General features: G+C 55.3%; 9 protein-coding genes. 5 read left to right on the top strand and 4 right to left on the bottom strand.

Annotation, left to right across the window (positions count from 1 at the left end):
• The first annotated feature begins 4 nt into the window (after nt 1-4).
• A complete protein-coding gene (locus VFU50_07815; GenBank protein HEU5232748.1) occupies nt 5-1882 on the top strand; it encodes a TonB family protein in 1878 nt (625 codons plus the stop codon).
• A 77-nt stretch (nt 1883-1959) separates the two neighbouring features.
• On the opposite strand, the gene VFU50_07810 is transcribed toward VFU50_07815, so the two are convergent.
• Entirely contained in the window at nt 1960-2877 is a 918-nt protein-coding gene (locus VFU50_07810; protein HEU5232747.1) for a VWA domain-containing protein, read from the bottom strand.
• A complete protein-coding gene (locus VFU50_07805) occupies nt 2877-3677 on the bottom strand; it encodes a molybdenum cofactor biosynthesis protein MoaE (protein ID HEU5232746.1) in 801 nt (266 codons plus the stop codon). Before VFU50_07805 ends, VFU50_07810 begins: the two co-directional genes overlap by 1 nt.
• Before the next feature lie 206 nt (nt 3678-3883).
• Here VFU50_07805 and VFU50_07800 point away from each other — a divergent pair, with 206 nt between their 5' ends.
• Together VFU50_07800 and VFU50_07795 are read left to right on the top strand one after the other, a co-directional pair.
• Nucleotides 3884-6751 carry a PAS domain S-box protein gene (locus VFU50_07800; protein HEU5232745.1) on the top strand — a complete coding sequence of 956 codons (2868 nt, stop codon included), beginning with the start codon at nt 3884-3886 and terminating at the stop codon, nt 6749-6751.
• 205 nt (nt 6752-6956) lie between these two features.
• The gene (locus tag VFU50_07795) at nt 6957-8165 is read left to right on the top strand and encodes a SpoIIE family protein phosphatase (protein HEU5232744.1); all 1209 of its coding nucleotides are present in this window, start codon (nt 6957-6959) and stop codon (nt 8163-8165) included.
• Nucleotides 8166-8211: 46 nt separating this feature from the next.
• On the opposite strand, the gene VFU50_07790 is transcribed toward VFU50_07795, so the two are convergent.
• Complete coding sequence (locus VFU50_07790) at nt 8212-8991, bottom strand: SDR family oxidoreductase (GenBank protein ID HEU5232743.1); 780 nt, start codon at nt 8989-8991, stop codon at nt 8212-8214.
• Nucleotides 8992-9081: 90 nt separating this feature from the next.
• Here VFU50_07790 and VFU50_07785 point away from each other — a divergent pair, with 90 nt between their 5' ends.
• A complete protein-coding gene (locus tag VFU50_07785; protein HEU5232742.1) occupies nt 9082-9693 on the top strand; it encodes an LON peptidase substrate-binding domain-containing protein in 612 nt (203 codons plus the stop codon).
• 117 nt (nt 9694-9810) lie between these two features.
• Here the strand turns inward: VFU50_07785 and rlmN are convergent, their stop codons facing one another.
• Nucleotides 9811-11067 carry a 23S rRNA (adenine(2503)-C(2))-methyltransferase RlmN gene (gene rlmN, locus VFU50_07780; protein HEU5232741.1) on the bottom strand — a complete coding sequence of 419 codons (1257 nt, stop codon included), beginning with the start codon at nt 11065-11067 and terminating at the stop codon, nt 9811-9813.
• 222 nt (nt 11068-11289) lie between these two features.
• Here rlmN and VFU50_07775 point away from each other — a divergent pair, with 222 nt between their 5' ends.
• Nucleotides 11290-12567: a pitrilysin family protein gene (locus VFU50_07775; GenBank protein HEU5232740.1), complete on the top strand. Its 1278-nt coding sequence runs from the start codon at nt 11290-11292 to the stop codon at nt 12565-12567.
• Nucleotides 12568-13283: the final 716 nt, after the last annotated feature.

Raw genomic sequence — 13283 nt, 5'->3', positions numbered from 1 at the left:
TTGAATGGCCACATCTGCCGAAGCAGCACGTCTTCCCTATATCGAAAACGATCGTCGCAGCGCCTCGAGAAAGCCGCTGCCGATGCACAGCCGGATTGAGCTCCTGCCCGGCCGTAGCGGCGCGGCACGCGACATCAGCGAAGGCGGCATTAGCCTATTCGGAAGCGCGGATCTGAATATCGGCAGCGAGACGCAACTGCGATTCACGCTTCCAGATTCCGAGATGCAGATCGAGGCCTCAGGCGTAATCGCCTGGAGCGACGAAATGGCTACGGGTATTCGTTTCGCACACATCAGCATCGATTCGCTAACAGCACTTCAAGACTGGCTTCAGAGCTCGCCTCAGCACGGAGATGACTCCGCAACCCTGGGTGCCGACGCTGCCCTTGCGGCTAAGGTAGCTTGCCTGCGCGAGATCGCCGATCTCCAGGCACAGATCTCCTCTGACGATCTCGACGCTGACGGAGCGCTTGCGTTAATCGTGCGCCGCCTCGCCGAGCTGACGCGCGCGACAGGAGCTGCTATTGCACTGCGCGATGGACAACACGCAATCTGCCGCGCATCTCATGGCAATGCGCCTGATGTCGGTGTGCAGCTTTCGGAATCGTCACTCTCCGGCGAGTGCATGCGGACGGCCAACGTGGTGTTGTTGCGCGATTCGGAAACCGATCCACGAGTTGACGCGGCCATCTGCCGGCAACTGAACTTCCGTTCGCTGCTGATCGTTCCGGTCCTCTCTGGCGGAATGCCGGCCGGAATCGCCGAGGTGCTCTCTCCAACCCCCGGAAATTTCGAAGGCGCTGACATTCTCGTCGTCAGCTTCATCGCTGAACTTATTGCTGGCGTCGCGGTGCCCGCGGAGCCAAGCGAAGTTGTACCCGTTGAGCGCCGTACCAGCTTCGAACCACTGCTGGAAGCGGATGCAACAACTCCGCACATCGCGATGGAGGTCCCAATTCCTGCGGCACCGGTCGCAACTCCGGTGCCAGTAGTGAGGACAGTTCAATCGGCTATGGCACCCGCACGCGAGGTTTCAATCCCTGCGCCAATGCCAGTACCCGCTCGAGTCGCAACAGTGGCTTCGACCGCTGCCACTCCGCAACTCGCAAGCGGCCCGCTGCCGGTCCATGCACCCGATGTTCACGAAGAAACCCATTCAAATTCCACTGCCTTGGATCAGCGGCGGCGCCTGTATCTTGCCGTCGGTCTAATTGCCATTCTGCTGATTGTATTTGCGACATTCGCTATCTTGCGCCTGCGCAAGAACGCGCCGAGTCCGCAGGCTGCGCCGACTGCCACAGCCACGACAGTTCCTAGTCCGACGCCCGCGCTCTCGCAGCCAACCTCAACCACCGTTGTGGAGGCTGCTAAGAGCGAGCCGAAGAAGCCCAGCGCCGCCGCTCCAACGCACGCGACCAAAAGCTCGTCAGAGCCTCATACTGAACCGGCAACGCAGGAGGTTACAGTTCGCGAGAACTCGTCAACATCGCCTGCCATCGATGCCCCGCCCGAGGCGCCTTCGCTCGGCCAACTCTCAACAGTATCCTCTGCAAAGCTAGCCGCTGACATCGTTGCCGCCAACACTCCAACTCCGGGACTGACGCTGCCCCAATCGCGCGGCGTGGTCGAAGGAAAACTGACGAGAAAGGTATTGCCTCAGTACCCAGAGATGGCGCGACGCGCGGGCGTAGGCGGGGATGTTGTCCTGAGCGCTAGGATCGGCATTGATGGAAAGCTGAAGAACATTCGCGTGGTCAGTGGCAGCCCGCTGCTTCGGGAAGCAGCCATCTCCGCCGCCAGGCAATGGCGCTATTCGCCGTATCTGCTTGGCGGAAAGCCGGTCGAAACCGACACGCACATAACCATCAGCTTCAAGCACTAACACAAGCCACGAAGCTGAACGTCAAACTATCCATCTCAAAACGCTACTGGTGCGCCGGCAAGGCGAGCACACGGGGGTCATTCCAGTTTTGAGGTGTAATATCCTCGACGCGCACGGATGACAAGCTGACCCTTTCCATCGGATTCATGAGAATGCGCCATCACGTCGATCTCGCGAAAATCCGATGCAGCGCGGCGCGGCACTGGGTAGTATGCAAGCAAATACTGCGTGCGCAATTCATCGCTGATCTGCTGAAACGCTTTATCCAACTCGAAGACGCTTGAAACGTAGTAATACTTCCCGCCCGTATCGTTCGAGATTTGAATGAGTGCGTGTTCGCCCCCAGTGTTCCGTCCGGCGCTGGCTTCGACCGGAACATCAATCAAGCTGTAGACCAGTGCTTCTGACTGCTGCGCCGCACGCAGGGCCTCCTTGTAGTCGACTGTGCTCGCCGTATCACCCCCATCAGTGATCAGCACCAGAACCTTCCGGCCTTGCCGCTTCATCAACGCCTTTGAAGCGAGATAAATGGCATCGTATAGAGAGGTAGCTCCGCCCACCTGGACCTGGTTGATGGCAGAATCAATCTGGTGAAGCTTCGAGGTGAACGACACCATTTCATCTACGTCAGTCGCGAATGCATAAAGCGAAATTGCATCCTGCGGTCTAATAATTGAGTGAATAAATTTTCGTGCCGCCTCCAATTCCAAGCGAATGTCTTTGCGCGTACTCGAGCTTGTGTCAACGGCCAGCACAATGGAAAGTGGTAACTGCGACTCTTTGCTGAAGACCGATATCTTCTGCGGCACTCCGTCTTCAGCCAAACTAAAGTCGTTCTTAGTAAGGTCTCCAATCGGGGCGCCCTGCTGATCAGTGACGGTGACGTAGACGTTCACCAGTTTCACATCCACTTTGAAGGTAGGCTCGGAAGTCTCCTGAGCTGAAATCGGCAAAAGCAAGGCCGCAACCGCGAGCACAGTGGCTACAGCTCTCATTACACGCGCCCCTTCGGAGACTCCCGATCGACTCGAAGTTCTTCTGGAAAAGGTTCACCATCCGCCCAAACCACACCATTGCTGAAGTGCTCTTTTTTCCAAATGGGAACCGTTCGTTTCAAGGTGTCAATGGCAAATCGACAAGCATCAAAGGCGGCCGCACGATGATCAGATGCAACTACAATCAGAACGCTGGTCTCCCCAATCTCAAGCCGTCCAAGGCGATGGACTATGACAATCTCGCGGATCTTGTAATTCGCGAGGACCTTCTCCGCCAAGGCGTTCAACTGGCTGAGAGCCATAGGTTCGTACGCTTCATAGTCGAGAAAAAGCGTCTGCCGATTGCGTGTGCGGTTGCGAACGATGCCCTCAAAGACGACTACGGCACCATCTTCCGCGTGCTTAGTGCCTTGCAGAATCTGCTCGGTAGGAATACTCTCCCGAACGATCTCGCATTTGTAACTTCCCGGCCGCACCGGCGTTTCGAGACCGCCACTTACTGGTGGCAGTAGTGCAACCTCATCACCATCTTGTAAGCGGCGATCCGGAGCGGCGTACTCTTGATTCACTGCCAGAGCAACGGAATGGAATAGGCTAGCCCTGTCCGGAGCAAGTTCGCGATAGTGCTCCAATACGTCGGAAACTGTGTCTCCCGAGCTCAGTTCCAGCGAGTCTTCACTGCGTCGGAAAATGTCTTTGAGTACCCCGAACAACAGCACGCGCACATGCATGGCTTGTCTAAGAATACGTGAGAGTAGTCGAAAAAGACGTAGCAGCGCGATGAGAGACGAGGAACTCACTGCAAGTCAACCGGAGTGCGATCGACAAGTTTCACTGAGAAAAAGCCGCCGGGTCCCGCTCCGGATGAACCCTTCCCGGAGCTGACGTCCTGGTAAACGAAAGTAATGTCGTATTTCCTTTCTAGTACTGCCCAATTTGCGGTACATTATTTGCGCCCCCGAACAGCAGTCCCACTTTCCAATGACCACGCAGGAGTCCCCTTACGATGGGCGTTAAGCCCAAGCCTGCGCGTGTGACCAGCACGCCTGAAACTCGCCTTCCCGCTCGCGGAAAAGCGCCGAAATCGGTCAGCTTGCGCGAGACTCAGCAGGCGCTCCGCGACACCGAAAATCGCTTCCGGGCGTTTGTCGAACAATCATCGGACATGCTGTCGCTGCTCGACGAACGCGGCACCATCATTTACCAAAGCAAATCGATCGTCCAGCATCTCGGATATCAACCCGAAGAGATGATCGGTGTTTCGTCATTCGATTTTGTCCATCCCGAGGACCTGGAGACAGCCATCGCCGGATTCCGCCAAGGCCTCGAAGATCCGGCTGAAGGGGAAGCAATCGCCATCCGGCTACGCCACAAATCAGGCTGTTGGAAGTCATTTGAGGCGGTTAGCAGCCCTTATATTCATCAAGGACGCAAAGCCGGGCTTTTGGCCAGCTTTCGCTATATCGGCGATCGGTTTGAAGCCGAACTAGAGCTGCGGCGTTCAGAAGAACGATATCGGCGTCTCTTCGAACGCAATCTCGCAGGAGTGTTCAGCAGCCGATCCGGCCGCCTTCTCGATTGCAACGACTCCTTCGCGCACATCTTCGGCTATCAATCGCGCGAGCACATGATCGCTGCCGGCGACTTCAATCCGTACTACAGCCCACAGCAACGTGCCGACTACATAGCGAGACTGAAGAGTGAACGCGCCCTGAGCAACCTTGAGTTCCGCCTGCGCAAGCGTGATGGGTCAGAAGTTTGGGTGCTCGAAAACGTGACGCTTGAAAACAGCGAAGATGAAGCGATTGTCGGCACCCTGATTGACATTACTGAACGCAAACGTTCGGAGCGCCTGCAGAGTGCGTTGCATTCCATCAGCGACTGTGTCAATTCGGTGGTCGATCTGGAGCAGCTTTATCCGGCGCTCCACAAGATTGTTGGGGAATTGATGTACGCAAACAATCTTTACATCGCGCTTCTCGACGAAAGTGGCGAACGGCTGCATTTTCCCTACTTCGTCGATGAAAACGATCCGGCGCCGGTGAGCCGCAAATTGGGCAAAGGCCTTACCGAGTATGTGCTCCGAAATGGGAAACCTCTGCTCGCGGACTTCGCTAAAATCCGTGACCTTGAGAACAAGAACGAAATCGACGGCACGCGCCGTGATTGCGTCGACTGGCTCGGAGTTCCGCTTCGTCAAGGCAACAAGGTATTCGGCGTAATCGCTCTGCAGAGCCATGACACGAACCTCCGGCATAGCGAGCATGACCGCGAGATTCTCACATACGTTTCGCAGCACATCGCCGTCGCGCTTGTACGAAAGCAGCAGGAAGAGGCTCTTCGCGCCTCTGAGGCTCGCCATCGTTCGCTGGTCGAGAGCGCGGTCTATGGAATGTATCGCTCCAGCCTCGATGGCAAGTTCCTCGACGTGAATCCTGCGCTGGTGAAGATGCTTGGCTATTCGTCTGCGGACGAACTCATGGCCGTCGATATGGCGCGCGACATCTATCTGGATTCGGATCAGAGAGCAGCCGTGATCCACGCCTATCGCGAGTCTGGATGCCTGGAAAGCTGCGAGCTGCGCTGGAAGCGGAAGGATGGCAGATCGATTACAGTCCGGCTAAGCGGAAACGTCTTCAAAAACGAACACGGCGATACTCTCGGCTTCGAGATGATTGCAGAAGACGTAAGCGAACGCCGAGCGCTTGAGGAGCAGCTTCGCCAATCGCAGAAAATGGAAGCCATTGGCCGCCTCGCCGGCGGCATTGCACACGATTTCAATAACCTGCTTACGGTGATGAAGGGCTACAGCGAACTGATGCTCGACGAGCTCGATGGGGCCGATCCTTTGCGCTCAGAGGTCGACGAAATCAAGAAAGCCGCCGATCGCGCGGCCGCGCTCACCCGGCAACTTCTCGCCTTCAGCCGCCAGCAGGTACTCGCGCCGAAGATTCTCGACCTCAATGCAGTTGTCGGGAACATGGACAAGCTCCTTCGTCGTCTGCTAGGCGAGGACATCGATCTATTCACAGTGCTCGAGCCAGGGCTGGCGCGCGTAAAAGCGGATCCCGGACAGGTCGAGCAGGTACTCATGAACCTTGCCGTGAATGCACGTGATGCCATGCCAAATGGCGGCAAGCTGACCATTGAAACCGGGAACGTCGATCTGGATGACAACTACATCCGCGATCATGTTTCTGTGAAGTCCGGCTCCTACGTGATGGTTGCTGTGACCGATACGGGAACGGGAATGACGGACAAAGTAAAGTCGCGCATCTTTGAGCCGTTTTTTACCACGAAAGAAATCGGCAAGGGCACCGGCCTGGGACTTTCGACCGTATACGGAATCATCAAGCAGAGCGGCGGCTACATCTGGGTGTATTCCGAAGTGGGAATCGGTTCGACATTCAAAGTCTATCTTCCCGCTGTCGATGCTCCAGCGGAACTGCCTGCGCGCACTATGCAACAGCCGGCTCGGCGCGGCAGCGAAACCGTTCTGCTGGTGGAAGACGAAGATGGCGTCCGCGCTCTCATGCGCCAGGTTCTGCATAAGCACGGCTATAACGTTCTCGAATCGCGGCACGGCGGCGAGGCACTGCTGATGTGCGAGCGTCATTCCGGAAAAATCGATCTGTTGCTTACCGATGTTGTGCTGGAGCAGATGAGCGGACGCGAACTCGCTGAGCGTTTAATTAAAGTGCGTCCGGAAATGAAGGTGTTGTACGTCTCTGGCTATGCTGACGATGCCATCGTGCATCATGGCGTTCTGAACGCCGGCGTCGCCTTTCTGCAAAAGCCATTCACGACCGAGGCTCTGGCTCGGAAGATCAGGTACGTTCTAGACGGCCCAGCTCTCGCGACTTCCCAAAACTGACTGTTCGCTTTTGCCTTCTTTCATTTCAGATTCGAACACCTAACCAACGCTATCGTCTCGATGAGTTCTCGTAAGCTCTTCAATCACTGAGAGATATTGCCGGATGAACGGACGTGTCGCAAGCGCGAACGATGGTATCGGGCTTGCTCATTACCAGAGCGGGACCGTTTGCAGTTTAAAATGCCGTTTCCTTCGACTCATCCCATTGTCTTCCCTGCCCAAATCGGAGATTGCAGTGACCGATAGCTCTTATCTCTCATCCCTTGGCGCCGGAGTTGGCGTTGCGGCGCGGCCCAAGCGTGTACTCGTTGCCGACGATCAAGCCGACGTTCTGCACGCCATTGCTCTTCTGTTGAAACTGGAGGGGTTTGATTCGAAGACGGTCAGTCATCCTGCGGCTGTCATCGAAGCACTGAACTCCGGCGAGTTCGATCTGCTCATCACCGATTTGAACTACACCCTCGATACCACCTCCGGAACCGAGGGTCTGGACCTGATCTCCAGTATCCGCAAGATCAACGCGAACGTTCCCGTTTTGGTCATAACCGCCTGGGGAACTATTGAACTCGCCGTAGAAGCACTGCAGCGCGGCGCATCCGATTTCATCCAGAAGCCATGGACGAATTCTCAGCTGATTCAAAAATCACGCGATCTTATCGAACGCGCCGAGCAGGCTCGCCGCTTGAGTGCAGAGGTCGAAGAAGAGCAGCAACTCTCGGCAGAAATTCAGCGCAAGCTGTTATCGCTGAGATTGCCCGAGCAGCACGGTATTACAGTGAGCGGAGACTCGCGTTCCATGCGCTACGTCGGCGGCGACTATTGCCATCTCACGCCGCTCACCTCGTCAAAGTTTGCTGTCTCCATCGCGGATGTCGCAGGTAAAGGAGTTCCGGGCGCTCTGCTCACAGCGAGCCTGCGTGGGCTTGAGAAAAGCATCGTTACGCATGATGTTCACCCGCAGCAGCTCTGCAGCTCGCTGAACGAAGCACTGAGCGAGATCATGCCGATTGGCAAGTTTGTATCGTTCTTTTTTGGGATCATTGATACGGAATCGCGCACTCTCTGCTACAGCAATGCCGGCCACAATCCTCCGATTCTCGTGCATGCAGACGGAACAGCTCAGGAGCTGCGTGTAGGCGGAGGCGTTCTCGGGCTATTTTCTGAGTGGACGTACGAGCAAACGCAGCTGAAGCTTCAAAGCGGCGATCGGCTGATTCTTTACACCGATGGCATTACCGAAGTGGAGAGCCGTCACGATGAAGAATTCGGGATGCAGCGCGTGAAAGAAATCGTCGTGCAAAATCGCACCGCTTCTTCCGAAGAAATTCAGCGCGCGGTCATGAAGGCCGTAAGTATTCACTGCGAAGAGCGCTTCCACGATGACGCCACGGTTGTCGTCATCGCCGTAGAGTGATAGCAGTGTGCGGAGCCATCCTTTGTCTCTTGTGTGGGACGTTTTGCTAACCCATTCTTCTCATCGCAAACTCGACAACAGCAGGAAACAATTCGTAAAGGTGAGCAATGACTCCTGCGTGCCAAGGCACGAATACCTCCCGCGAACCGCGTAAGTAACCGCGCAAGATGGCGCGAGCACAGCGCTCGGCGGAAATTCCTTTTTGGAAGCTCTCGCCCAGACGTTTACCTTCCCATCCTCTGATCGTGTTCGTTCCAAATTGCGTTTGAATTCGTCCTGGACACACACTTATAACGCGCATGCCGCTAGGCTCCAGCTCCAGGCGGGCAGCTTCGCTGATCGCATTCAGCGCGTGCTTGGTAGCAGAGTACGCGCCGAGATGCGGAACGGGGAGATGCCCTACGATGCTCGAAATGTTAATGATCGTTCCCCATCGTTGGTTCTTGAAAACCGGGATCACGGCTTGCATACAGTCGATCGCGCCAAACAGGTTCGTGTCGAAGATTCGCCGGCATTCTTCCATAGACATAGTTGCGATTGAATCCAGCAGACCGTAGCCTGCGTTATTTACCCACACATCGATCTGCCCGAAGTGGTCACGCGCTTGACTGACCAATGATTGGATCTGACGGCGATCGCGAACGTCGCATGCGATCGCTCTGGTTCTCTCTGGGATTCCCAATCTGGTCCGCGCCTCTTCGAGACCCTTCAGGTTTCGCGAGCTCATTACAACCTGAGCGCCTTCGGCAGCGAAAGCACGCGTCAGCGCCTCGCCAATTCCCATCGAAGCGCCCGTAATGACTACGACCTGATCGCGGCAACGCATGATGTGGATTATTCACCAACCTGTTGAACTTGAAAAATGCTGACGCGAAACGCGTTCTGAGCTCGCGTGAGCGTCATTTAGAATCGGGTGGTGAGCGAACTCCTTCCTCTCTTTCCGCTCGATGTAGTGCTCTTCCCAGGTATGGCTCTGCCGCTGCACGTCTTCGAGCCGCGCTACAAAGAGCTGATCGGGGAGTGTTTGGAGCAGGACGCGCCTTTTGGTGTGGTACGCGCAGTCGAAGACGGCCTTGCCCAAGTCGGCTGCTCGGCGGAAGTCGTTACCATTGTGAAAAAGTATGACGATGGAAGAATGGACATCGTCACACGCGGTCTGCGGCGCTTCGAGATCGTTGAGCTAAATCAGGATCGCTCGTTTTTGCAAGCCGACGTTACTTTCCTTAAAGACGGACCTGATGCGACATCGACAGAGAAAAAAAAGGCTTTCGATCTTCATCACTCACTACTCCTAATGGCAGCAAGTGGACAGGCGATCCCGACATTGGATCCTCCAGACGAATTCCTCTCCTTTTACCTGATTTCGCAGCTACCGGTCGATCTCGACTTTAAACAAACGATCCTCGCGATGCCTACCGAGACGCAACGGCTATCAACGCTAATCGAATACTACGAAGCGATCATTCCCAAATTGCAAAAGATGATGCAAGCAAAAAAGAAAAGCGGTTCGAACGGACATGTGATGTAGAGCAGGCACACGTGCGAAGGTCCCCGATGCTGACAGTCCGCCTGACAAGTCCCGCCGCCGAAAAAGTACGTATGGCAGCATCTAATCACAGGAGGCTATTAGTGCCAACAGCCGCTTTCATTCCACCGTTCTCTTCAACTGGCCGCACGCAGCATAGATATCGCGTCCTCGCGGACGTCGGATAAAGGCGGGGATTCCCGATTTGGTAAGGATCGACTGGAACTCCAGCACGCGATCGTGTTGAGGCATCGTGTAATCCACGCCCGGGCCAGAATTGAAGGCAATCAGATTTACCTTGCAGCGGATGTCTTGCACCCGACGCGCCACTTCCTGCGCGTGCTCTGGAGCATCGTTTACTCCCGCAAGCAACACGTATTCGAATGTAAGGCGTTCGCGTGGACGCAGCGGAAATTGCCGTGCCGCATCGAGCAGCGCCTCAATATTCCATTTGCGTGTAATCGGCATCACGCGTTCGCGAATTTCGTCGTTCGGCGCGTTCAGCGAGATTGCGAGCTTGGGGCGTACCGGCTCGCGCGCAAAATCGAGGATTCGCGGAACGATTCCAGACGTGGAGACTGTCATCCGCGATTCCGGAAATCCAACTTCCTCCACCAGCAGGCGGACCGCTTTCATGAAGTTCTCGTAATTCAGGAAGGGTTCTCCCATTCCCATGAACACAATATTCACGCGCTCGCGATCGAGATCGACGGCGTGGTCGCGCAAAACTGCAAGCACCTGTCCAACAATTTCGCCCGGGGAAAGATTGCGCTTTATTCCCAGCAAGGCGGTGAGGCAGAACTGACAATTGACTGCGCAGCCAACCTGAGAAGAGACGCAAATAGTTGCGCGACTGCGCCGCGGAGCTTCGAAGCCCCGAAGCTGCGAAGCTGCTGAGCTTTGCGTTCGATACTGTTCCCTTCTCGTGTGTCCTGGCGATTGCTGCGCAGCGACTCTTTTCGATCTTAAGTCGTGAGATGGGGTAGGGCTTCGGAGCTTCGGGGCGTCGAGGCTTTGTTCCTCCTCGACTCCAGCTTCGCTACCGTCTCCTGCTTCTCCGAAATCTCCTTCAGGCATCCAGACGGCTTCAACCGATTGCCCATCGACGAATGCCATTAAGTATCGGACAGTGCCATCAACCGATTGGAATTTAGCTTCGATTTTCGGAAATCCAATGTGCATCCCTCCTTCTGCCAATCGGGATTTCAGAGATGATGGCAGATTTGATACTTCGGCAAGCGACTCGCGTCGCTGGCGGAAGATGGCGTCGGCGAGCTGCCTGGCGCGAAAGCGGGGCTCGCCGAGATTTTGCACAAGGTCGCTAAGTTCCTGATTTGACAGGCTCAATAGTTCCGTCTGTGGAGGGGTGGCGGGCATCTAATACACTGGAATCGGGTATTGGGCGTCGGCTTTCGGCGCTCGTCAGTCGCTATTCTTCACAGTTCACTGAAACCTAAGCGTTGCAAGTACTTACAAGTAAGCTGAGTGGAGATCAACGTCCCTATTTGCGCCTTTGACAACGCGATCCGCTTACTTCCTGGCCGAAAGCCAGCAGCCGAGAGCCGATAGCCGATTTACAATAGCAATCCTACGACTTAGATGGTTCAAGAATTAAGAAATGTGCGACGTGAGGTGCTGCCCAACGGCCTCACCATCCTCACCGAGGAGATGCAGCAGATTCGCTCTGCCTCCATAGGCATCTGGATCCGGACCGGCTCACGCAATGAGGAGTCCGAGCGCAACGGCATCTCGCATTTTGTCGAGCACATGCTGTTCAAAGGCACGACCAGCCGCTCGGCGCAGGACATTGCACGCCAGGTCGATTCGATCGGCGGCAACATGGACGCATTCACCGCTAAGGAATGCATCTGCTTCAACGTGAAGATCCTTGATGAGCATCTGCCCATCGCGATGGATATTCTCACCGACCTGGTGCTGAACCCGGTGTTCGCTGCGAAAGATATTGTGCGCGAGCGCGGCGTAATTCTTGAAGAAATCAAGATGGATGAGGACAGCCCGGATTATCTCGTCCATGAAATCTTCACCCAGAATTTCTGGAAAGATCATCCACTGGGCAAGCCGATCCTCGGCACCAAAGAGACCGTGCGGAAATTCGAACAACAGATGCTGATCGAGTACTACAGCAGCTTCTTCTATCCCGGCAACATGATCGTCGCCGCTGCCGGAAGCATCAACCACAATAATTTCGCTGATTTGGTGCGGCAGAAGTTCTCCGCACTCAAGCCCAAGCAGAACGGCTTCGTGCAACCCGCTCCACAGACATTCGCGAAAATTGTGACGCGCAATAAGAAATCGCTCGAGCAGGTTCAGATCTGCATGGGCGTGCCGGCGGTTCACATATCCGACGATCGCCGCTACGTCGCATATGTGTTGAACACGCTGCTAGGCGGCGGGATGAGCTCGCGTCTGTTCCAGAACATCCGCGAGAATCAAGGCCTTTGCTACGCGATTTACAGCGACTTGAACTCGTATCGCGACACAGGCTGTCTATCCGTCTGCGCCGGGACTTCGCAGGAATGGGCTGCGAAGGTAGTGGAGTCCGTGGTAAGCGAGTTCCGCAACCTGAAAGAAGAGCCCGTGCCGCTGGAGGAAGTCAGCCGAGCTAAAGCGCAGTTAAAAGGCAGTCTGATGCTGAGCCTCGAGTCTTCGACGGCGCGCATGTCGAACCTTGCTCGGCAGGAAATGTACTTCGACCGCTTCTTCTCCCTCGACGAAATTATCGAGCGAATAGAGAGCGTCACCGCCGAGCAGCTCCAGGAGATGGCTCGAGAGCTGTTCCATCCAGAGAAGATCGCGGTAACGGTCCTCGGCAACCTCGACGGGTTGAAAATCACTCAAGACCAGCTCGCCTGCTAGCGACCCCGCCCCCCCCGGAGGATTCCGCCAAACGCTGCCACAAAATTAGCAAATTCCACAAACAGCGAATATTACAGCGAAAGGTTTGGGTTCACAGGCGAATCCATCAGATTTTTGCCCAAAAAACGAGAAATTTCGTTTGCCGCAGGGAATTAACAGCGAAATCCCAGATTTTCCCGTAACTGACGGAAAATAAGTGACTTACTCGCATTCTCCTCCGCCTCTGCAAAACAACAGGGATCGGATCAGGGAAACCCTTCCCAAATTGGGCCAAGCTGCACCCTGGCTCAGCAACAACGCGCTGACCCGGCGGTCGCGGGGCTCAATATTTGCCATTGGCCAAGCTCTCCCCGGCCATTTGGATTCACCGCGTTTGCCTCCTGCGTGGAATCTCGTGCAAGTTTCCCAGGAGATGACATTCTATGGCTAAGGAACGCCAGTTTTTGTCAGTCGATTGGGCGTTTTAGTTTACTTTGTGGTAAATACAAACCAATGAAAGCGATACATTACCACCTAAGTCGTATGCAGATAAACTGCTGATTTGATATAACGTTATTAAGATTTCCACAGGAAAACGTGCGCTGTTGATTCAGTTGTGCTCGTAGGGCGGGCAAGCTGCGAGTAACAGGGCGTCGGGCTGATCAGAGGCCTTAGGAAGAAAGGGCGGAAGCAGCCACTCAAAAGGAGCACAATGAAAAAGCAGAAAGGTTTCTCAC

It is taken from the genome of Terriglobales bacterium (assembly GCA_035764005.1).
GTDB lineage: Bacteria > Acidobacteriota > Terriglobia > Terriglobales > Acidobacteriaceae > Gp1-AA112.
This window is presented reverse-complemented; position numbering and strand designations above follow the sequence as displayed.